Below are 21,819 nucleotides of genomic sequence, written 5' to 3' on the forward strand. Positions count from 1 at the left end.
GCCGGGGGCCTCGTCGTTTCCTGGTGCTTAGCGGTACGACCCGAAGTCGAAGTCGTCCAGCGGAACCGCCTGGCCGCTGGCCGGCCCGAAGCCGTAGTCGGTCTCCGGGTAGCCGGTCATCGAGTAGACCTTGGCCTTCGCCTCCTCGGTCGGCTCGACCCGGACGTTGCGGTACTTGCTGATGCCCGTACCGGCCGGGATGAGCTTACCGATGATCACGTTCTCCTTGAGGCCGATCAGCGAGTCGCTGCGGGCGTGGATCGCCGCGTCCGTCAGCACCCGGGTGGTCTCCTGGAAGGAGGCCGCCGACAGCCAGGAGTCGGTGGCCAGCGAGGCCTTGGTGATACCCATCAGCACCGGGCGACCGGCGGCGGGCTCGCCACCCTCGCCGACGAGCCGGCGGTTCTCCGACTCGAACAGCGCCCGGTCGACCAGCACACCCGGCAGGAACTCGGTCGAGCCGGAGTCGATGACCGTCACCCGCTTGAGCATCTGGCGGATGATGATCTCGATGTGCTTGTCGTGGATGAGCACACCCTGCGAGCGGTAGACCTCCTGGACCTCCTGGGTCAGGTGGACCTGGACCGCGCGCGGGCCGAGGATGCGCAGCAGCTCGTGCGGGTCGATGGTGCCCTCGGTGAGCTTCTCGCCGACCTCGACGTGGTCGCCGTCGTGCGCCCGGAGCCGGACCCGCTTCGAGATCTTGTCGTAGACGATCTCGTCGCTGCCGTCGTCCGGGATGACCACGATCTTGCGGGACCGCTCGCCGTCCTCGATCCGGATGCGACCGGGGGTGTCGGCGATGGGCGCCTTACCCTTCGGCACCCGGGCCTCGAAGATCTCCTGGACACGGGGCAGACCCTGGGTGATGTCCTCACCCGCGACACCACCGGTGTGGAAGGTACGCATCGTCAGCTGCGTACCCGGCTCACCGATCGACTGGGCGGCGATGATGCCGACCGCCTCGCCGACGTCCACGGTCTTGCCGGTCGGCAGCGAGCGGCCGTAGCACGCACCGCAGACGCCCAGCTTCGACTCGCAGGTGAGCACGCTGCGCACCCGCACCGTCTCGGTACCGGCGGCGACGATCGCGTCCACCAGGATCGAGTTGATGTCCTGGCCGCGGTGGGCCACCACGGTGCCGTCCGGCCCCTTGATGTCGTCGGCCAGCGTCCGGGCGTGCACGCTGGTCTCGGCGTGCTCGTGCACGACCAGCTTGCCGTCGATGCGCTCGCCGACCTGCATCGGGATGGCGCGGTCGGTGCCGCAGTCCTCCTCGCGGATGATGACGTCCTGCGAGACGTCCACCAGACGCCGGGTCAGGTAACCCGAGTCGGCGGTACGCAGGGCGGTGTCCGCGAGACCCTTACGGGCACCGTGCGTGGAGATGAAGTACTCCAGCACGGACAGACCCTCCCGGTAGCTGGCCTTGATCGGCCGCGGGATGATCTCACCCTTCGGGTTGGCCACCAGACCACGGATCGCCGCGATCTGCCGGAGCTGGAGCAGGTTACCGCGGGCGCCCGAGTTGATCATCTTCCACAGCGGGTTCTCCTGCGGCAGCGCGGTGTCCATCTCCTTGGCGACCTCGTTGGTCGCCTTGGTCCAGATCTCGATGAGCTCGCCGCGACGCTCCTCGGCGGTCATCAGACCACGCTGGTACTGCTTGTCGATCCGGTCGGCTTCCTTCTCGTACCGCTCCAGGATCTCCCGCTTGCGCGGCGGAGCGATGACGTCCTCCATGCCGATGGTGACGCCGGACCAGGTGGCCCAGTGGAAACCGGCCTCCTTGAGCCCGTCCAGGGTGGCCGCCAGGGCCACCTTCGGGAAGCGCTCGGCGAGGTCGTTGACGATCGCGGAGAGCTGGCCCTTGCGGATCTCGTAGTTCACGAAGCGGTAGCCCGGGGGCAGCGTCTCGTTGAACAGGACCCGGCCCAGCGTGGTCTCCACGGTCACCGGCTCGCCCTCGGTCCAGCCCTCGGGGGCGGTCCACGGCTCGGCGCCGGCGCCGTTGTCCACACCGACGACGTCGCGCAGCCGGATCCGGACCGGCGCCTGCAGGTGCAGCTCGCCGTTGTCGTACGCCATCCGCGCCTCGGCGTCCGAGCTGAACGCCCGGCCCTCGCCCTTGCCACCCGGAGTGAGGTGGGTGAGGTGGTAGAGACCGATGACCATGTCCTGGGTGGGCATGGTGACCGGCTTGCCGTCGGCCGGCTTGAGGATGTTGTTCGACGACAGCATCAGGATCCGCGCCTCGGCCTGGGCCTCGGCGGACAGCGGCACGTGGACCGCCATCTGGTCACCGTCGAAGTCGGCGTTGAACGCGGTGCAGACCAGCGGGTGGATCTGGATGGCCTTGCCCTCGACCAGCTGCGGCTCGAAGGCCTGGATGCCCAGACGGTGCAGGGTCGGCGCGCGGTTCAGCAGCACCGGGTGCTCGCCGATGACCTCTTCCAGCACGTCCCACACGACCGGCCGCTGCCGCTCGACCATCCGCTTGGCGGACTTGATGTTCTGCGCGTGGTTGAGGTCGACCAGCCGCTTCATCACGAACGGCTTGAACAGCTCCAGCGCCATCTGCTTGGGCAGGCCGCACTGGTGCAGCTTGAGCTTCGGGCCGACCACGATGACCGAACGGCCGGAGTAGTCGACGCGCTTGCCGAGCAGGTTCTGGCGGAACCGGCCCTGCTTGCCCTTGAGCATGTCGGACAGCGACTTCAGGGGCCGGTTACCGGGGCCGGTGACCGGACGACCACGACGGCCGTTGTCGAACAGCGCGTCGACGGCCTCCTGGAGCATCCGCTTCTCGTTGTTGACGATGATCTCGGGCGCGCCGAGGTCGATCAGCCGCTTGAGGCGGTTGTTCCGGTTGATCACACGCCGGTACAGGTCGTTCAGGTCGGAGGTCGCGAAACGGCCACCGTCGAGCTGCACCATCGGGCGCAGGTCCGGCGGGATGACCGGGACGCAGTCCAGCACCATGCCGAGCGGCGAGTTCCGGGTGTTCTGGAACGCCGCGACGACCTTGAGCCGCTTGAGCGCCCGGATCTTCCGCTGGCCCTTGCCGGAGCGGATGGTCTCGCGCAGGTTCTCCGCCTCGGCCTCCAGGTCCATGTTCTGGACCAGGGCCTTGATCGCCTCGGCGCCCATGCTGCCGGTGAAGTACTCACCGAAGCGGTCGCGCAGCTCGCGGTAGAGCAGCTCGTCGGTGACCAGCTGCTTCGGCTCCAGCTTGCGGAAGGTGTCGAGGACCTCGTCGAGGCGGTCGATCTCGCGCTGGGCCCGGTCGCGGATCTGGCGCATCTCGCGCTCTCCGCCCTCCTTGACCTTGCGCCGGACGTCCGCCTTCGCGCCCTCGGCCTCCAGCTCGGCCAGGTCGGCCTCCAGCTTGGCGGCCCGCTTCTCGATCTCCGAGTCGCGGCTGTTCTCCGCCTGCCGCTTCTCGGCCAGGATCTCGTTCTCGATGGTCGAGAGGTCGCGGTGACGCGCCTCGGCGTCCACGCTCGTCACGACGTACGAGGCGAAGTAGATGATCTTTTCGAGGTCCTTCGGGGCGAGGTCCAGCAGGTAGCCCAGCCGGCTCGGCACGCCCTTGAAGTACCAGATGTGGGTCACCGGAGCGGCCAGCTCGATGTGACCCATCCGCTCCCGGCGAACCTTGGAGCGGGTCACCTCGACGCCGCAGCGCTCGCAGATGATGCCCTTGAAGCGGACCCGCTTGTACTTACCGCAGTAGCACTCCCAGTCCCGCTGAGGACCGAAGATCTTCTCGCAGAAGAGCCCGTCCTTCTCCGGCTTGAGGGTGCGGTAGTTGATGGTCTCGGGCTTCTTGACCTCGCCGTGGGACCACTGACGGATGTCGTCAGCGGTGGCGAGGCCGATGCGCAGCTCGTCGAAGAAGTTGACGTCGAGCACTATGTCCCCTATGTCGTCGTCTTTACAGCTAGATCATGGGCGGGGTCGGGGGCCGGCCGGCCCGCGTCGGGATCAAGCCTGACCGCCCAGAGCGGGCCGGTCGGCCCCCGACCTCACCACTTACACCTCTTCGACCGAGCTCGGCTCGCGCCGGGACAGGTCGATGCCCAGCTCCTCCGCCGCCCGGAACACCTCGTCGTCGGTCTCGCGCATCTCCAGGGCCACACCGTCGCTGGAGAGCACCTCGACGTTGAGGCACAGCGACTGCAGCTCCTTGAGCAGCACCTTGAACGACTCCGGGATGCCCGGCTCGGGGATGTTCTCGCCCTTGACGATCGCCTCGTAGACCTTGACCCGGCCCAGGACGTCGTCGGACTTGATGGTCAGCAGCTCCTGCAGGGCGTAGGCGGCGCCGTACGCCTGCATGGCCCAGCACTCCATCTCACCGAAGCGCTGGCCACCGAACTGCGCCTTACCACCCAGCGGCTGCTGCGTGATCATCGAGTACGGACCGGTCGACCGGGCGTGGATCTTGTCGTCGACCAGGTGGTTGAGCTTCAGGATGTAGACGTAGCCGACCGCGATCGGGTCGGGCAGCGGCTCGCCGGAACGACCGTCGAACAGCTGCGCCTTGCCGCTGCCCCCGATGAGCTGGTTGCCGTCCCGGTTGGGCAGGGTCGACGCCAGCAGACCGGAGATCTCCTCCTCGCGGGCACCGTCGAAGACCGGCGTGGCCACGTTGGTGTCCGGCTCGGACTCGTGCGCGTTGATCGAGCGGAGCTGGCGCTTCCACTCCTCGTCGTCGCCGTCCACGCTCCAGCCGGTCTTGGCCACCCACCCGAGGTGGGTCTCCAGGACCTGGCCGATGTTCATCCGGGACGGCACACCGAGCGGGTTCAGCACGATGTCGACCGGGGTCCCGTCCTCCAGGAACGGCATGTCCTCGATCGGCAGGATCTTGGAGATGACGCCCTTGTTGCCGTGGCGGCCCGCGAGCTTGTCACCGTCCTGGATCTTGCGCTTCTGGGCCACGTAGACCCGGACCAGCTCGTTCACGCCCGGGGGCAGCTCGTCGCCGTCCTCGCGGGAGAAGGTACGCACACCGATGACCGTGCCGGTCTCGCCGTGCGGCACCTTCAGCGAGGTGTCCCGGACCTCGCGCGCCTTCTCGCCGAAGATCGCGCGGAGCAGCCGCTCCTCGGGGGTCAGCTCGGTCTCACCCTTCGGGGTGACCTTGCCGACCAGGATGTCGCCGGGGACGACCTCGGCGCCGATCCGGATGATGCCGCGCTCGTCGAGGTCGGCGAGCATCTCCTCGCTGACGTTCGGGATGTCGCGGGTGATCTCCTCCGGGCCGAGCTTGGTGTCCCGGGCGTCGACCTCGTGCTCCTCGATGTGGATCGAGGTGAGCACGTCCTGCTGCACGAGGCGCTGCGACAGGATGATCGCGTCCTCGTAGTTGTGGCCCTCCCAGCACATGAACGCCACCAGCAGGTTGCGTCCGAGCGCCATCTCGCCCTCGTCGGTGCACGGACCGTCGGCGATGACCTGACCGGCCTCGACGCGGTCGCCCTCGAAGACGACCGGCTTCTGGTTGACGCAGGAGCCGGCGTTGGAGCGGCGGAACTTGTGCAGCAGGTACGTCCGGCGGTGGCCGTCGTCCTGGTGGACCGTGATGTAGTCCGCGCAGAGGTCCTCGACCACACCGCCGACCTCGGCGACGACCACGTCACCGGCGTCGACCGCGGCGCGGTACTCCATGCCCGTACCGACGAGCGGGGCCTCGGCCTTGACCAGCGGCACCGCCTGACGCTGCATGTTCGCGCCCATGAGCGCGCGGTTGGCGTCGTCGTGCTCCAGGAACGGGATCATCGCGGTGGCGACCGAGGTCATCTGCCGCGGCGACACGTCCATGTAGTCCACGGCGCCCGGCGCGACGTCCTCGGTCTCGCCGCCCTTACGGCGGACCAGGACGCGGTCCTCGGCGAAGGTGCCGTCCGACTTCAGCGGGGCGTTGGCCTGCGCCTTGACGAACCGGTCCTCCTCGTCCGCGGTCAGGTAGTCGATCTGGTCGGTGACCCGGCCGTCGATGACCTTCCGGTACGGCGTCTCGATGAAGCCGAACGGGTTGACCCGGGCGAACGTGGAGAGCGCGCCGATCAGGCCGATGTTCGGGCCTTCCGGCGTCTCGATCGGGCACATCCGGCCGTAGTGGGACGGGTGCACGTCCCGGACCTCGAAGCCGGCCCGCTCACGGGACAGACCACCAGGGCCGAGCGCGCTCAGCCGGCGCCGGTGGGTCAGGCCCGCCAGCGGGTTGGTCTGGTCCATGAACTGGGACAGCTGCGACGTGCCGAAGAACTCCTTGATCGCCGCCACCACCGGGCGGATGTTGATCAGGGTCTGCGGCGTGATCGCCTCGACGTCCTGGGTGGTCATCCGCTCGCGGACGACCCGCTCCATCCGGGAGAGACCCACCCGGACCTGGTTCTGGATCAGCTCGCCCACGGTACGCAGGCGACGGTTGCCGAAGTGGTCGATGTCGTCGGCCTCGTAGCCCTCCTCACCGGCGTGCAGCCGGCAGAGGTATTCCACGGTGGCGACGATGTCGTCCTCGGTGAGCGTGCCGGTGGTGATCGGCACGTCCAGCTCGAGCTTCTTGTTGAACTTGTAGCGCCCGACCTTGGCGACGTCGTACCGCTTCGGGTTGAAGAAGAGGTTGTCGAGCAGGGTCTGGGCGTTCTCACGGGTCGGCGGCTCGCCGGGGCGGAGCTTCCGGTAGATGTCGAGCAGGGCCTCGTCCTGGCCGGCGATGTGGTCCTTCTCGAGCGTGGTCATCATGAGCTCGGACCAGCCGAACTTCTCACGGATGCGCTCGGCGGACCACCCGATGGCCTTGAGCAGGACGGTGACGGCCTGGCGGCGCTTGCGGTCGATGCGAACGCCGACCGTGTCGCGCTTGTCGATGTCGAACTCCAGCCAGGCACCCCGGCTCGGGATGACCTTGACGCTGGAGAGGTCGCGGTCGGAGGTCTTGTCCGGCTGCTTGTCGAAGTACACGCCCGGCGAGCGGACGAGCTGGCTGACCACGACGCGCTCGGTGCCGTTGATGATGAAGGTGCCCTTCGGCGTCATCATCGGGAAGTCACCCATGAACACGGTCTGGCTCTTGATCTCGCCAGTGGTGTTGTTGGTGAACTCCGCGGTCACGAACAGCGGCGCGCAGTAGGTGAGGTCCTTCTCCTTGCACTCCTCGATCGAGGCCTTGACCTCGTCGAAGCGCGGAGCCGAGAAGGAGAGCGACATGGTGCCGGAGAAGTCCTCAATGGGACTGATCTCGTCGAGGATCTCCGCGAGACCCGAGCGTGCGTGCGGGTCGTCCGCCGACCGGCCCTGCCAAGCCTCGTTGCCGACGAGCCAGTCGAAGGACTCGTTCTGGATGGCGAGGAGGTTGGGGACCTCGAGGTGTTCGGTGATCCGACCGAAAGAAACTCGGCGGGGCGCGAATGCGCTCGACGTACGACTGGTCTTCGCAGGGCGGGAAGCTGCCAAGATGCGTCCTTCCGAGGACCGGTGCTGCAGAACGGCTGGTACGCGTGCACTCCAATGACCCCACCAGAATTATCCGTAAACGGACATTTCCGAGCAGGGGTCAAGTCGGAAGGCAGCGCAAACTAGCAGTGTAGCCGAGAGGCTAACCGCTGTCCAGCCCACCCCGCAGGTCGTCGCGGAACAAGCCCTGGGACCTCGGAAAACCGGGTCGTCCGGGCCGCTCGGAACGCGACGCTCCTGCCGGTCCGCTCGGGTGCCGCGGCGGCGGTGCTGCCGTTGCCATTACCCGAGTGGCGGCCGTTGCAAGCGCGGAAAGTCTTGCTGATGTCAGCGTGCCTGGCAGGCCGGTGCCGCGTCAAGGGCCGGTTACCGGTCGGGGTGTCTTTCCCACCGACGGGCTACCGACAGACGCCACTGACCAGCCGGCACACGGGCCGTCGTACGCCCTGCTCACACCGCTGCCGTCCGGGACCACCAACACGGCGGGCGGCGATCCGATTCCGGATCACCGCCCGCCGCGACGCGGTGTGCCCCGGCTCACGTGAGCCGGACGCGCGTCAGGTGGAGCAAGGTCACTTCATGGTGACCTTGGCGCCCTCGCCCTCGAGCTTGGCCTTGGCCTTCTCGGCGGTCTCCTTGTTGACCTTCTCCAGGACGGCCTTCGGCGCGGCCTCGACCAGGTCCTTGGCCTCCTTGAGGCCCAGGCCGGTCAGCTCACGCACGACCTTGATGACCTGGATCTTCTTGCCACCGTCGGCGTCGAGGATGACGTCGAACTCGTCCTTCTCCTCCTCGGCCGGGGCGGCAGCGCCGCCGGCGGCCGGGGCGCCCGCGGCCACGGCGACCGGAGCGGCGGCGGTGACCTCGAAGGTCTCCTCGAACTGCTTCACGAACTCGGAGAGCTCGATCAGCGTCATCTCCTTGAACGCGTCGAGCAGCTCGTCGGTGCTGAGCTTCGCCATGTCTGGCGTCCTTTCTCGCAATGAAAACTAAGAACGTGGTGCGCCGGGAGGGCCTCAGGCCGCCTCGGCGCCCTCCTGCTCGCGCTTCTTGTCCGCCAGGGCGGCCGCCGCGCGGGCGGCCTTGGAGAGCGGCGCCTGGAACAGGGCCGCGGCCTTGCTCAGGTTGCCCTTCATCGCGCCGGCCAGCTTGGCCAGCAGCACCTCGCGGGACTCCAGGTCGGCGAGCTTCGTGACCTCGGCCGCGGAAATGGCCTTGCCCTCGAAGACACCGCCCTTGATGACGAGCTTCGGGTTGGCCTTCGCGAAGTCGCGAAGCCCCTTCGCCGCCTCGACGACGTCGCCCGAAACGAAAGTCAGCGCGGTAGGACCGGAGAACAGCTCGTCGAGGCCGGAGATGCCCGCATCGGCCGCGGCACGCTTGGCAAGCGTGTTCTTCGCGACCGTGTAGCTGGTCTCCTTGCCGAGCGAGCGCCGCAGCTGGGTGAGCTGCGAAACCGTGAGCCCGCGGTACTCGGTGAGCACGGTCGCCCCCGCGTTGCGGAAGCTCTCGGTCAGCTCGGCGACGGCCGTGGCCTTGTCGGCCCGGATCGGCTTGTCCGCCATGTCCCTCCTCTCTCGTTGCTCGGAGCTGGTACGCCGGCGACGAGCCAAGGCTCGACGGCGGCGGCGGAGGCATCACGACAACGAAAAAGCCCCGGCGCAGGGCGCACGGGGCGAGGGCCGGCGGCACGGGCACAGTCGGCGGACCATGCATGACACCGATTTTCGCTTACCGCCCTGCGCGGGTCGCCCGTCGTCGCGGGACCTTCGACCGTGCCGGGGCACGGTGACCAGCGGTCTTTGGGTGGAACTACCGCACCAGGTTACGCGACCGGGACCGCAGCGCCAAATCGCGCCCCGGTGCTCCCGGTCACCGCGCCTCAGGCCCGGGTGCGGCGGGCCCGGGCGTAGCCGGTGAGCGCCACCGCCGCCCAGAGCGCCGCCCAGCCGGTGAGCAGCAGGCCGGCACCGGTGGCGACCGGCCCGGTGACCTCCCGCGCGGTCGCCATGACCGGTGGGGCCAGCCACGGCGCGACCGAGCCGGAGAGCCCCAGAACCACCACCCCGACCGCGCCGGTCACCAGCACCGCCACCCCGTAGCCGGCGCTGCGGGTCACGGCCCGGCTGGCCAGCGCGCCGAGCGCCACCGCCGCGGGCAGGGCGAGCAGGTGCGCCCAGAGCCCGAGCGCCACCCCCACGAGCACCGGCCGCTCCCCCGGCGCGACGGCCGCGGTCACCCCGCCGAGCGGCCACGGCAGCGCCAGCGCGACCACCACCACGGCGAGCCCGGCCACCAGCGCGGCGAGCAGCCCGGCCGCCCACTCCCGGCCCGGCCCGACCACCACCCGGGCCAGCCGGCGCTGCACGTCGGGCTCGACGTCCAGCAGGATCTTGGTCTGCCAGGCCAGCACCGGGAACAGGACCACGGCGGAGACGCCGTAGGCCTCCGCCGGGCGGGCCCGGCCGCCGCCGTGGAGGACGCCCAGGACGAGCAGGCCGGCCAGCACCGGCGCCAGCGCCCGTCCGGTACGCAGGAAGCCGGCCAGCCGCAGCCGGACCAGCGCGATCACCGGGCCACCTCCGGCGCCGGCCCGGGGCGGCCCGAGTCCCCGGCCCCGGCGTCAACGTGGCCCACCGGGCCGGATAGCGCGTCCGCATCCGGGCAGTCGTCATCGGCGGACGGGCCGACGGAGGCCGGCACCGGGTGCGTGGCCGGAGGCGGGACGGCGTGGTCGCGTACCCGAAGGATCTGGTGGCCGTCGGCGCGCAGGCGGGCGACGGCGGCGGCCAGCCCGGCGGCCGGCACCGCCAGCTCGACCACGGCGACGGCAGCGCCGCCCGACGGGGCCTGCTCGGTCACCGTGCCGTCGGTGACCGACCAGTGCCGGGCACCGGGCAGCCGGACGGTCTCGCCCCGGTGGTCGCTCACGAGTACGGCGCCACCGGCGGCCAGCACCTCGCCGATGATCTCGGGGACCGCCTCGCGGGCGGCGGCGTCCAGCCCCTCCCAGGGCTCGTCGAGCACCAGCAGGCCGGGCGGGCGCAGCAGCGCCTGCGCCAGGCCGACCTTCTGCGCGGTGCCCTTGGACAGCCGGGGCAGACGGACGTCGTGGAACCGGGCCAGGCCGAGGCGCTCGACCCAGTGGCGCACCGCCCGGTCGGCGGCGGGACCGGGCAGGCCGGCGACGCGGCCCATGGCGGTCAGGTAGGCCCCGACGGTGAACGGCTGGTCGGCGGGGAAGCGCTCCGGCACCCAGCCGGCCACCGGCGGCCGGTCGGCGACGCGGCCCCGGGACGGACGCAGCACCCCGGCGGTGAGCTGCAGCAACGTGGACTTTCCGGCCCCGTTGCGGCCGAGCACCACGGCGACCTCACCCGGGCCGACGGCGACGTCGACCTGCCGCAGGACCCAGGGGCCGTGCCGGTGGTAGCGGAACCACACGCCGTCGAGCCGCATGCGCCGAGACTGCCACACCGGACAGACGAACGGGGCCCCGCCACGACCTGGTGGCGGAGCCCCGTCCGGGACGTGCTGGTTGCTCAGGCCTCGGTCGAGGCCTCCTGCAGGTTCTTCACGACCTTCGGGTCGACCGGGACGCCCGGGCCCATGGTGGTGGTGAGGGTGATCTTCTTGAGGTACGTGCCCTTGGCCGCGGACGGCTTGGCGCGCAGCACCTCGTCCAGCACCGCGGCGTAGTTGTCGACCAGCTGGGCCTCGGAGAAGGAGGCCTTGCCGATGATCAGGTGCAGGTTGGAGTGCTTGTCCACCCGGAAGGTGATCTTACCGCCCTTGATGTCCGAGACGGCCTTGGTGACGTCCATGGTCACGGTGCCGGTCTTCGGGTTCGGCATCAGACCGCGCGGGCCCAGGATCCGCGCGATCCGGCCGATCTTGGCCATCTGGTCGGGCGTGGCGATCGCCGCGTCGAAGTCCAGCCAACCGCCCTGGATGCGGGCGACCAGCTCGTCGGTGCCCACCTCGTCAGCACCTGCGGCGACGGCCTCCTCGGCCTTCGCGCCGGCGGCGAAGACGATCACGCGGGCGGTCTTACCGGTGCCGTGCGGCAGGTTGACCGTGCCGCGGACCATCTGGTCCGCCTTGCGGGGGTCGACGCCGAGGCGCATCGCGACCTCGACCGTGGCGTCGAACTTGGTGTTGGTGGTGTCCTTGGCCAGCTTGACGGCCTCGACCGGGGTGTAGAGCTTCGACCGGTCGATGACCTCGGCGGCCTTGCGGTAGCTCTTGCTGCGCTGCATTTCTGGTGACTCCTGTGGTCTCTGGCGGGCGCGCGGCGTGCGCGGCCCTCCCACGAACAGAAAGATCGGGTGGAGCGGTGGAGCGAGATCAGTCGGCGACGGTCAGGCCCATCGACCGGGCGGTGCCGGCGATGATCTTCTCGGCCTGGTCGATGTCGTTGGCGTTGAGGTCCGCCATCTTCTTCTCGGCGATCTCGCGCAGCTGGGCGCGGGTGACCGAGCCGACCTTCTCCTTGTGCGGGACGCCCGAGCCCTTCTGCACACCGGCGGCCTTGATCAGCAGCCGGGCGGCGGGCGGGGTCTTCAGCACGAAGGTGAACGTGCGGTCCTCGTAGACGCTGATCTCGGCGGGGACGATGTCGCCCCGCTGGGACTCGGTCTGCGCGTTGTAGGACTTGCAGAACTCCATGATGTTCACGCCGTGCTGGCCGAGCGCGGGGCCGACCGGCGGCGCCGGGGTGGCCTGGCCCGCCGGCAGCTGAAGCGTGAACGTCTTGACGAGCTTCTTCTTCGGAGGCATGTCTCTTCCTGGGGCTTGAAACTGGGATTCTCGCCGGTCCGCGGGCGCGCACGGTCAGCGCGGTGCGGACAGCCGACGTTCTAGGGTAGCGCAGCCGCCGGCCACCCTCCGCGCCGAGGTCGGTGGGTGGCGAAACGGCGCACCGGCGGCCACCCCGGAAGGGGCGGGCCGCCGGTGCCGACGTACGTCAGATCTTGGCGACCTGGTTGAAGTTCAGCTCGACCGGCGTCTCCCGGCCGAAGATCGACACCAGCACCTTGAGCTTCTGCTGGTCGGCGTTGATCTCGCTGATCGTCGCCGGCAGCGACGCGAACGCGCCGTCGGTGACGGTGACCGAGTCGCCGACCTCGAAGTCGAGGACCTTGACCTCGGGCTTGGCCTTCTTCTGCTCGGTCTCGACCGCCGGGGCCAGCCACTTGAGCACCTCGTCGAGGCTCAGCGGCGCCGGCCGGTCGGCCCGGTCGGTCGCGCCGACGAAGCCGGTGACCCCCGGGGTGTTCCGGACGCAGGAGTAGGACTCGGCGGTCAGCTCCATCCGGACCAGGATGTAGCCCGGGAAGACCTTCGCCTGGACCTGCGACCGCTTGCCGTTCTTGACCTCGACCTCTTCCCGGGTCGGCACCTCGACCTGGTAGATGAAGTCCTCCATGTCGAGGGAGGTGATCCGGGTCTCGAGGTTGGTCTTGACCTTGTTCTCGTAGCCGGCGTACGAGTGCACCACGTACCAGTCGCCGGGCGCGTAGCGCAGCTTCTGGCGCAGCTCGGCGACCGGGTCGAAGTCCTCGTCCGGGGCCGGCTCGGTGGTCGGGAACTCCGGCTCGCTGGCGGCCTCGACCGACTCGTTGTTGGCCGCCGTCGCCACCGTGGACTGGTCGTCCGGGGTTCCGGCGGTCTCGTCGTACTCAGGCACGCTCGCTCACTTCCGTCAGTATCGCTGTCCGCAGGTCAGCTCGGCTCGCCGAAGACCCACAGCACCGCCTTGGCGAAGCCGTAGTCCAGGCCGGCCACGATCGCCAGCATCACCGCGACGAAGGTGACCACCACGGCCGTGTAGGTCAGCAGCTCCTTGCGGGTCGGCCAGATGACCTTACGCAGCTCTGCCACTACCTCGCGGAAGAACCGCGCGATGCGGGCGAACAGCCCGATCCGCTCGGTGTCCTTGCGGGTCTTCCGGCCCTCGGCCGGCTCGGCCTGCGCCCGCTTACGGGTCGCGGTGCCGCCCCGGGAGACCGGCTCGTCCGCGTCGGTGGCGTCGTCGTCGGCCACGTCGTCGTCGGCCACGCCGTCGACGGTCGCGTCGTCGTTCAGACGCTCGTCGCCGTCGTCCTCGCCGCGGCGCTTGCTCTTGGCCACTTCGCCCTCCGTGCGGGATATGGGGTCGCACGCCGGGCGGCGTGCGCGGCGTGTTGGTCACGCCGGCCGGACCAACCGTCCCGCGACGGGCCGCGGCCGGCGGACCGGCCGGGAGGGCCCGAGCGCCTCGGAACCACCCCACCGGTGCCACCACCACGGGCCGGACGCCGCCGGTGAGGGCGACGCGACCCACGGAACGGTCAGGCCTGAGGCGCAGGGGTGACAGGACTTGAACCTGCAGCCTGCGGTTTTGGAGACCGCTGCTCTGCCAATTGAGCTACACCCCTGTGCGGCAACTCACCTCCACCCGGACACACTGTGCCGAGCGGGGGTCACTTGCCCCACGGCGGACCAGTGTACGGGTAGTCGTGCGACTTTCCCAACCGGTCTGCCCCTCGCGCGTCGGGCGGACCCTCAGCGCGTCGTGCGGATCAGTGCCCGGGCCTGCGACAGCACCTTCTCGCCCTGGCAGGTGGCGGTGATGTCGAGCCTGGTCAGACCGTCTTCGGTGACCTCCTTGACCACCGCCGACACCTCGATCTCGGTGCCCTCGTCGGTGTCCGGGACGACCACCGGCCGGGTGAACCGGACGCCGAAGTCGACCACCGCGTCCGGCGCGCCGGCCCAGCCGGTCACCGCGCGGCCGACCAGGGCCATGGTGAACATGCCGTGGGCGATGACGCCCGGCAGCCCCACGTCGGTGGCGACGCGGTCGCTCCAGTGGATCCGGTTGAAGTCGCCCGAGGCGCCCGCGTAGCGGACCAGGTCCGCGCGGGTCACCCGGTACGTCTGGGTGGGCAGCTCCATGTCCTCAGGCCTCCCCGCGTACGACGATCTTGGACCAGACGGCGACCACCGGCTCACCGTCCACAGTGCTCACATCGGTGCGGGTGGTCAGGAAGCCGTGCCCGCCCCGGGTGGTGACCTCCTCGATGGTGCTCACGCACACCAGCTCGTCGCCGGCCACCACCGGCCGGGTGTACGCGAACCGCTGGTCGCCGTGCACCACGCGGCTGTAGTCGACGCCGAGCGCCGGATCCTCGACGATCTGCCGGCTCGCCGCCATCGTGACGAGCACCGGGAACGTCGGCGGGGCCACCACGTCGGCGTGGCCGAGCGAGCGGGCCGCCTCCGGATCGTGGTGGGCCGGGTCGGTCGCGCCGATGGCGGTGGCGAACTCGCGGATCTTTTCTCGGCCCACCTGGTAGGGGGCGGTCGGCGGGTACGTCCGGCCGACGAAGGACGGGTCCAGGGACATGCCGCCGAACCTACACGGAAAACACGAACGCCGATCCGCCCGGTCGGGCGGCCCGGAGGCCACCCGTCAGGTGGATCGGCGTACGCGGAAGCTGGTGCCGACCGGCTGCGCCGGTCGCGATCAGCGGGTCTCGCGGTGAACGGTGTGCTTGCCGTCCCGGGGGCAGAACTTCTTCAGCTCGATGCGGTCCGGGTCGTTACGGCGGTTCTTGCGCGTGATGTAGTTGCGCTCCTTGCACTCCACACACGCCAAAGTGATCTTCGGCCGAACATCGGTCGCCTTCGCCACGGCGGAGTGCCTTCCTCGCTCACGGAACAACTACGGCGTGTCAGCCTACGCGCTGACAACGCGGACATGCAAAGTGGGCGCCTGTGGCGCCCGTCCCACCGACCACCGGGTGTACCCGGAGGACGAGAGTAGCGGTGGCCGGACTTGAACCGGCGACACAGCGATTATGAGCCGCTTGCTCTGCCATCTGAGCTACACCGCCGTGGCGGGTCCAGCCGGACCCTCTGAGCCCCCTTACGGAATCGAACCGTAGACCTTCTCCTTACCATGGAGACGCTCTGCCGACTGAGCTAAGGGGGCCTGCCCGATCACCCCGGGGGGTGTCGCGCAGGGGAAACAGTACACGACCGCGTCGCCGAGGTGAAATCGGATCCCCCAGGTACGTGTCGGCCCTGCTCAGGGCACCACACGCAGCCGCGGCAGCTCCCCCGTGGCCACCGTCTCCGGGTCGACCTGGGCACCGAACCAGGCCTCCAGACGCTCGTACGGCAGGGGGCGGCTGAACAGGAAGCCCTGGCCGATCTCGCAGCCGATGTCCTGCAGGAGTTCCAGCATCAGCTCGCTCTCCACGCCCTCGGCCACCACCGCCAGGCCGAACTGCTGGGAGAGCGTCACCACCGCGTTCACGATCGCCAGATCACCCGGATCGGTCGCCATGCCCTGCACGAACGACCGGTCCACCTTCACCTCGTGCACCGGCAGCCGGCGCAGCTGGGCCAGGGACGAGTTGCCGGTGCCGAAGTCGTCCACCGAGAGCCGGACACCGAGGTCACGGAGGCTGCGCAGGGTCGGGATGGGACGTTCCGCTCCGTCCAGCACACCGGCCTCGGTGACCTCCAGTGTCAGCCGCTGCGGCGGCACGCCGTACTCGGCCAGCAGATCGCGTACCAGCGCCGGGAAGTGCTGGTCGGTGAGCGTACGCGCGGCGAGGTTGACCGCGACGGAGAGCGGCTGCTCGCCGTGGCTCCAGTCGCGGCTGCGCCGCAGGCTCTCCCGGAGCACGAACTCGGTGAGCCGGCCGAGCTGGCCGGTGTGCTCGGCCACTGCCACGAAGTCGTCCGGCGAGACCGTGCCGTGCGCCGGGTGCTCCCACCGGGCCAGGCACTCCACGCCCACCAGGCGGCGGTCCCGCAGCGTGACCTTGGGCTGGAAGTAGACCTCCAGCTTGCCCTCGTCCAGCGCCCGTTGCAGGTCGCCGGCGAGGCCGAGCCGGCGCAGCGACCGCGACTCCAGCGCCGGGCTGTAGAGCTGCACGCTGCCCGGGACCGACTTGGCGGCGCTGGCCGCCAGGTCGACGCGCTGCAACAGCGCCACCGCGTCGCTGCCGTGGTCGGGGTGGACCGCCACGCCGACCACCGTGTCCACGTCCACGGTGAGCGCGTCGAAAACCATCTCGTCGCGGATCTGCTCCCGGAGCTGGGCCGCCAGTTCCAGGGCCGCCTCGGTGCTCTCCAGCCGGAGCGTCACCAGGAACTCGTCCCCACCGGCGCGGCCGACCAGCGCCGAGGAGGGCGCGCAGGCGCGCAGCCGCTCGGCCACCTCGACGAGCACCTTGTCCCCGGCGGCGTGGCCGAGCGACTCGTTGACCTGGCGGAGCCGGTCGACGTCGAAGAGGAGCAACGCGACCACCTCGCCCGGCGCGCCGATCTTCACCGCCTCGGCCACCGCCGCGGTCAGCCGGCGCCGGTTGGGCAGCTTGGTGAGCGTGTCGTGGTCGGCGTCGTGCCGCAGCCGGTCGACCAGGCGAGAGTTCTCCAGGGCGACAGCGGCGTGCGCCGCCACCGTCTCCAGGACCGCGACGTCGCGCGCGGTGAAGTGCGAGGGGTCGACCAGCCGGTTGGTCACCTCGAGCGTCCCGATCACCACCCGGCCCGAGCGCAACGGGACGATGATCGTGTCCTTGACGCCCTGTTCGGCCAGGCTGGCCCGGAACTCCGGATCGCTGCACACGCCCCGGCCTACGGTGACCGGGCGGGCCTTCTGCATCGCCCGCTGGCGCAGCTCCACCCCGGTCGGGGCGGTGTCCAGCAGGCCGGGGTCATCGACCCGCGCGGTGAGCAGGGTCTCCGGGTGCCGGCCCTGGGCGGGCAGCCACAACGTCGCGTACTCCGCCTGCATCAGACCCCGGACGCGGCCCAGCAGGGCGTCCGCGAGCGTGCCGTCCTGGCCGCTGGCCGAGATCGCCCGGCTCAGCTCGTACATGCCGCTGAGCGTGCGGTGCTGCTGGAAGAACTCGGTGTACGACCGGTAGACCGCCACCAGCCCCGCGGCCAGCGCGGCCAACGGCACCAGGGACCACCAGGACTGCTCCAGCAGCATCAGCACGATCAGGCCGGCCGACACGTTGATGCCGTTGGTCAGCACGCCCGAACGCAGCGCCCGGAACGTCTCCCGGCCGGCGTGCCACCCGATGAGCAGGGTCTGGACCGCGGCGATCGAGGTGAGGCTCACCAGGATCACCATCGCCACCGCGAGGCAGAGGCCCAGCCACGTGGCGGGGCCCACGCCCTCGGTCGGCGGCAGGATGGTCAGCACCAGGGCACCGACCGAGGTGCCCGCCGCCGCACGCGCGACGTTGAACCAGAGCTTCGGGGCCGACAACCGGTGACGCAGGTGCGTCACGAGCGAGGACAGCGTGTAGATCAGGACGACGGTGAGCGGCGGCAGGAAGTAGAAGGCGAGCACCAGCGGCAGCTCGGTGAGCGTCATACCGAGTGACTGCCGGCGGATGACCACGCCGACGACCGGCCCGCTGGCGACGATCATCAGCGCCAGGAGCAGCACCGCCGGAAGCCACCCGCCGATGGGTGGCTTCGCGATCAATCCGGTGACCGTCGAACAAGCCACCGCTACCAGGGCGAGCGGCGCGGTGATTATCCAGGCGTCCTCGGAGGGTCTGCGCCTCGGGTTGTCTCGCCCGCTCATCCCACTCCCTGTCCGGTGGGTCCCACTCCCGGTCCGGCGGGCAGGACCCACCGGCTTCCGCCCCCGTGGAGGTCAGCCCGGGTCGCTGTCAGACCCAGACGTAGTCGAGGAGGCGGAGGTCGCCCAGGCCGGACTTTGCACTGATTACCGAAACGCCCAAGGCGGCGGAAACGAGGAGGAGCGAGCCAAACAGCCGGCCCAGCCTACGACCAGACATGATTGCTCCTGTCGGGAGAGTTACAACCATCGTGAAGGTTCCACGATCGTGCCACACCCCGCTCACGGGCAAAAGCTGCGCGAGCCCTCGCGCAGGGGCAGTGGCAGGGAAATCATCCGTTCGACAGGCGCGGCTCACCCTCCGGCCCAGCATACCGTCACGATCAGCCCCGCAGCCGCTACGGAAGGCGCGCACAACGACTTCGCGCGTAAACCACGCTTAGCGCCTGATTCACCCGTCAGCCGGCCGGCACCCGGCCACGGCCACAGTAGATGGCGTCGGCGCTCCCGTCGGCCGCCCTCGGACAGCCTCTACCATCATCGATGCCTGAGGCAAGGTTTCACGCCAGGAGAACCGAGTGAATCATCAGCCGGCCGGTGAGGACGCCCCAGCCCTGGCCGATCGCGAGCCGGTGACAGCACCCTGACTGCCGGCCGGCTACCGCCGCTGCCGGTTCACGCCGGCTTCGTGCCGGTGACGTCGTACTCGAACAGCGCCTTGTTGGAGTTCCGCTTGCGGATGGTCTCCACCTTGACGTCCGAATAGCCGAGTTCGCGCAGCATCACGGCATACCAGGTGTGCGCGGGCACCTCGTGCTTGTAGAAGGTGGAGTTTCCGACGATGTAGGAAACGCTGCCGCCCGGCTTCAAGTGCTTCGTGACGCTCTGGAAGTGCAGCCACATGTCGTGGTGGTACTTGTGAACGTAGCTGGCAAGCAGCGGACCGTTCTTGCCGCCGTCGGCCGCGATCTTCTCGCAGACCACCTTCATCGCCCCGTCGACAGGCGTCCCGACGTCCGGCTTCCACGTGTTGAGCTTGCTCGTGGCGGTGCCCCACGTGCCACCGATGGCGCGCCAGTCGAGCTCGCCGGCGTCGCCGGCCACGTCCAGGTAGCGGAGCCAGTACATGTACGGGCGAAGCTCGCGGATGTAGCTCATCCGATTCACGTACGGCGGTGAGGTCAGTACGAAGTCCGCAGGCTCCAGGCCGTCCAGACCCGTCCGCGAATCCCCCTGCCGGACAACCGCCGTGCCGGCGAGATCAAAACGGGCAGACTCGATGATCGTCGCCATTTCCGTGGCGTACGTGTCGAGCGCCTTGTCGAGGTCGTCGACCACGAAGAGCGCCTGCTCGGCCGGCGCTTCCTTGAAGGACATCGACTGATGGTTGAACGCCGCGTTGGAGCAGGAGATCAGCGACCGGCAGAGACCGATCTCCAGCAGGTCGCGGATCTGCCCGTCGAAACGGTCGATCTCGTTCCGAAGCGCCTTGAGGGCGTGGAGCGCGCCCGGCGACCACCACTTCTCGATCCTGAACAGGCTCGGCTGCCAGAGATCGGCGTCCTCGTCGTGCGCCCGCGCCCCGTCGAGCACACTCGTCACGGCGTCAGCGAGCGCGAGGAGCGTGTCCTCCGGGTAGTTCGTCGTCTTGACCGTGCCGAGCCAGACCAGGAACGGGTTGATGTCCACCGACTGCCCCCGGTGACCGAGCTCGGCAGCCGCGAGCGGCGTCGTGCCGGTGCCCGAGAAGGGGTCGGTGACGATGCTGCCGGCCGGCATGTGCGACATGCGATCGCGGACGAGGCGTACGCCGTAGGCGGGCGTGAGGCGCAACCAGCCGTGCCTCCCCACACCCATGTTGGCGCGGAACGTCATGTGCTCGTTGCGGCTGTGCGCCGCGCGCTCGACGATCTCCGTCATGCCGCCTCCAGGAGTCGCCGCAGGACGTGCTCCACGCTGGCGCGCAGGTCGGTGGTGTCCCGCCGGAGGTAGCCGCCAACGTCCCGCAGGAAGCCGAAAGTACTGGACAGGGGGTCATGCCCGCCCACGGCTGGGAAGACACTCCAGTTGCCGGTCAGGTATCGCGAGCAGACCATGTGACCTGGTTCTCGGATAGTCCGAACTCCGCCTTGAGGACCTGGCGGAAGATGCGCTCGCAGCCGACGCCGAACTGCCTGTGGATCGACGTCATGCCGCCCGCGGCTCTGCGCGGCGAACATCAGGGGCGAGGCGACGCCCATTCAGCGACAGAGCGGGTCAGCGCCGTACAGCGCGGTGAAGCCGGCAAGGTCGACCTCGTCGGCCCCTCCCATCTCGGGAAGGCAATCCGCCGACGTGCGGAGCGGCGCGAGCAGGATCTCTCGGTAGAGCCGGTCCCGCTCCTCAGTGCTCGACGCCATGGGACGGCAGCTTACGGCAAAGCTCAGACACCCCCTCGCACCCACACCAATCAAGCAGTTCAGTCCCATTTGGCGCAGATCCGGCGCTCTGCTCGTCACGAGCGCACTTCAGCGGCGGGATGGGCCGAGGCAACTGCTGCTTTCCTGCCGACCGGCCAGGGCTTGCCGGTCCACGGCCCCCCGTTTGCCCAACGCCCATGGATCCACTCCTGCCACCGTTCCCGGCGCCCAATAACTTCCGCGACACCACCAGCTTGCCGACCGATCATGTGTCGATGACCAGGGAAGAGGCTCTTGCCAACCTTCACGACACCGTCGCCTTCTGGAGCATCGGCTCCGCCACCTCGGTTGACGTGGTCATGGCCGCCTGCGACTGCCTGGTGGCAGGCGTCGACAGTCCGACCCTCCGGATCCTGGCCGGCGTCTCCCCCGTGAAGGGCAGCGAGGACGACGATCTGCGTCGCTGGCTGGCTGATGCGTTCGCGGAACTCTCCCTGACCTACTACGGGGAAGAGAGCCGGAAGGCCGAAGAGGAAGTCCTCCGCATCATGGCGCGACGACTGCTCGCCAGGAAGATCGCGCCTCGCGAACTCACGTCCTGGGTCTCACAGTTCATCACCTACGCCGGGACTCCCCTGGCAGGCGAACTGATCAACCTGGAGAGCGCCTACGAGTACGTCGAGGCCGCCCACGAGGTACACATGCTGGTCAGCACCAAGCCCGAGGATCTCGACGCGAAGGTCATCGCCGAAGCTCGACGACTGGTCGGCGACAGCGGTGCCGGCAGGGACCAGGGTTGAGCCACCACGGATCATCCCCGATCTTGTCGTGGACGTCCTTTCCGTGGCCCGCCCGCAATCAGTCGCAGACGGCTGGACTCAGCCGGACTCGGCCAGACGAACGAGAACGGCCCCCGATCAGCATCTCTGCTGGTCAGGGGCCGTATCTGCACCTGGTGGCGGGTAGAGGATTCGAACCTCTGTAGCTTTCGCGACGGATTTACAGAGCGCTACGCACAAGCTCATGACCAGTACAAATAGCGGGCAGGCGAGCTTTCCCGACACGGATGCGACAGACGAGCCCAGACGGGGGTCGTTCCGGCGACCTAGAGTGGCTGGCATGACGCTTGCCGCAGAAGCGGAGCCGCCACAGGAGCCTGATCAGTCTGGGGACCGAGCCGAGCCGCAAACGCCCCCCAACGATCGCCCACGTCTATCCCCGCCTTACGGCGTGGCCAAGATCTACGCCGACATCGACACCACCGGCATCGGCCGGGCGGTCCAGGCCCTCTCCGAGTCCCCCGCCCTCAGCAAGATCTACGCCGACATCGACACCACCGGCATCGGCCGGGCG

The 21,819-nt window shown here is 69.4% G+C and carries 18 protein-coding genes and 3 tRNA genes; 1 reads left to right on the top strand and 20 read right to left on the bottom strand.

The window, feature by feature from the left end; translation table 11 throughout:
- Positions 1-27 precede the first annotated feature (27 nt).
- From KBX43_RS07160 to KBX43_RS07250, 20 genes are all read right to left on the bottom strand, one after another.
- Positions 28-3,915 carry a DNA-directed RNA polymerase subunit beta' gene (locus tag KBX43_RS07160; RefSeq protein ID WP_043328234.1) on the bottom strand — a complete coding sequence of 1,296 codons (3,888 nt, stop codon included), beginning with the start codon at positions 3,913-3,915 and terminating at the stop codon, positions 28-30.
- A gap of 120 nt (positions 3,916-4,035) precedes the next feature.
- The gene (locus KBX43_RS07165) at positions 4,036-7,467 is read right to left on the bottom strand and encodes a DNA-directed RNA polymerase subunit beta (protein ID WP_030501613.1); all 3,432 of its coding nucleotides are present in this window, start codon (positions 7,465-7,467) and stop codon (positions 4,036-4,038) included.
- Positions 7,468-8,039: 572 nt separating this feature from the next.
- Complete coding sequence (gene rplL / locus KBX43_RS07170; protein WP_043328232.1) at positions 8,040-8,429, bottom strand: 50S ribosomal protein L7/L12; 390 nt, start codon at positions 8,427-8,429, stop codon at positions 8,040-8,042.
- A gap of 54 nt (positions 8,430-8,483) precedes the next feature.
- The gene (gene rplJ, locus KBX43_RS07175) at positions 8,484-9,032 is read right to left on the bottom strand and encodes a 50S ribosomal protein L10 (RefSeq protein WP_013288643.1); all 549 of its coding nucleotides are present in this window, start codon (positions 9,030-9,032) and stop codon (positions 8,484-8,486) included.
- 317 nt (positions 9,033-9,349) lie between these two features.
- A complete protein-coding gene (locus KBX43_RS07180) occupies positions 9,350-10,039 on the bottom strand; it encodes a hypothetical protein (protein WP_210883827.1) in 690 nt (229 codons plus the stop codon).
- Positions 10,036-10,926, bottom strand: a complete 891-nt coding sequence (locus KBX43_RS07185) for an ATP-binding cassette domain-containing protein (protein WP_209963275.1) — start codon at positions 10,924-10,926, stop codon at positions 10,036-10,038. The genes KBX43_RS07180 and KBX43_RS07185 overlap by 4 nt, the downstream gene beginning before the upstream one ends.
- A gap of 83 nt (positions 10,927-11,009) precedes the next feature.
- Complete coding sequence (rplA, locus tag KBX43_RS07190) at positions 11,010-11,726, bottom strand: 50S ribosomal protein L1 (RefSeq protein WP_030501617.1); 717 nt, start codon at positions 11,724-11,726, stop codon at positions 11,010-11,012.
- 88 nt (positions 11,727-11,814) lie between these two features.
- Entirely contained in the window at positions 11,815-12,246 is a 432-nt protein-coding gene (gene rplK / locus KBX43_RS07195; RefSeq protein ID WP_013288647.1) for a 50S ribosomal protein L11, read from the bottom strand.
- A gap of 187 nt (positions 12,247-12,433) precedes the next feature.
- The gene (nusG, locus tag KBX43_RS07200) at positions 12,434-13,156 is read right to left on the bottom strand and encodes a transcription termination/antitermination protein NusG (RefSeq protein ID WP_030501618.1); all 723 of its coding nucleotides are present in this window, start codon (positions 13,154-13,156) and stop codon (positions 12,434-12,436) included.
- Between the two features lie 35 nt (positions 13,157-13,191).
- The gene (secE, locus tag KBX43_RS07205) at positions 13,192-13,599 is read right to left on the bottom strand and encodes a preprotein translocase subunit SecE (RefSeq protein ID WP_030501619.1); all 408 of its coding nucleotides are present in this window, start codon (positions 13,597-13,599) and stop codon (positions 13,192-13,194) included.
- 214 nt (positions 13,600-13,813) lie between these two features.
- Positions 13,814-13,886 (bottom strand) — tRNA-Trp (locus KBX43_RS07210).
- 127 nt (positions 13,887-14,013) lie between these two features.
- Positions 14,014-14,406, bottom strand: coding sequence for a MaoC family dehydratase (locus tag KBX43_RS07215; protein WP_030501620.1), 393 nt, complete (start codon positions 14,404-14,406; stop codon positions 14,014-14,016).
- A gap of 4 nt (positions 14,407-14,410) precedes the next feature.
- Positions 14,411-14,857: a MaoC family dehydratase N-terminal domain-containing protein gene (locus KBX43_RS07220; RefSeq protein ID WP_030501621.1), complete on the bottom strand. Its 447-nt coding sequence runs from the start codon at positions 14,855-14,857 to the stop codon at positions 14,411-14,413.
- A gap of 120 nt (positions 14,858-14,977) precedes the next feature.
- On the bottom strand, positions 14,978-15,145 hold the full coding sequence (rpmG, locus tag KBX43_RS07225) for a 50S ribosomal protein L33 (RefSeq protein WP_013288652.1): 168 nt from the start codon (positions 15,143-15,145) through the stop codon (positions 14,978-14,980).
- A 129-nt stretch (positions 15,146-15,274) separates the two neighbouring features.
- Positions 15,275-15,347, bottom strand: a tRNA-Met gene (locus KBX43_RS07230).
- A 25-nt stretch (positions 15,348-15,372) separates the two neighbouring features.
- Positions 15,373-15,445, bottom strand: a tRNA-Thr gene (locus KBX43_RS07235).
- Positions 15,446-15,541: 96 nt separating this feature from the next.
- The gene (locus tag KBX43_RS07240; RefSeq protein WP_030501622.1) at positions 15,542-18,070 is read right to left on the bottom strand and encodes a bifunctional diguanylate cyclase/phosphodiesterase; all 2,529 of its coding nucleotides are present in this window, start codon (positions 18,068-18,070) and stop codon (positions 15,542-15,544) included.
- Positions 18,071-18,742: 672 nt separating this feature from the next.
- Entirely contained in the window at positions 18,743-19,987 is a 1,245-nt protein-coding gene (locus KBX43_RS07245) for a DNA methyltransferase (RefSeq protein WP_210883829.1), read from the bottom strand.
- Complete coding sequence (locus KBX43_RS31830) at positions 19,984-20,115, bottom strand: hypothetical protein (RefSeq protein WP_255481538.1); 132 nt, start codon at positions 20,113-20,115, stop codon at positions 19,984-19,986. Before KBX43_RS31830 ends, KBX43_RS07245 begins: the two co-directional genes overlap by 4 nt.
- A gap of 192 nt (positions 20,116-20,307) precedes the next feature.
- The gene (locus tag KBX43_RS07250; RefSeq protein WP_157539029.1) at positions 20,308-20,466 is read right to left on the bottom strand and encodes a hypothetical protein; all 159 of its coding nucleotides are present in this window, start codon (positions 20,464-20,466) and stop codon (positions 20,308-20,310) included.
- 197 nt (positions 20,467-20,663) lie between these two features.
- Between KBX43_RS07250 and KBX43_RS07255 the strand changes: the two genes are divergently transcribed.
- On the top strand, positions 20,664-21,266 hold the full coding sequence (locus KBX43_RS07255; RefSeq protein WP_210883831.1) for a hypothetical protein: 603 nt from the start codon (positions 20,664-20,666) through the stop codon (positions 21,264-21,266).
- The last annotated feature ends 553 nt before the right edge of the window (positions 21,267-21,819 follow it).

It is taken from the genome of Micromonospora sp. C41 (genome assembly GCF_018070485.1).
Classification (GTDB): Bacteria; Actinomycetota; Actinomycetes; order Mycobacteriales; family Micromonosporaceae; genus Micromonospora; species Micromonospora chalcea.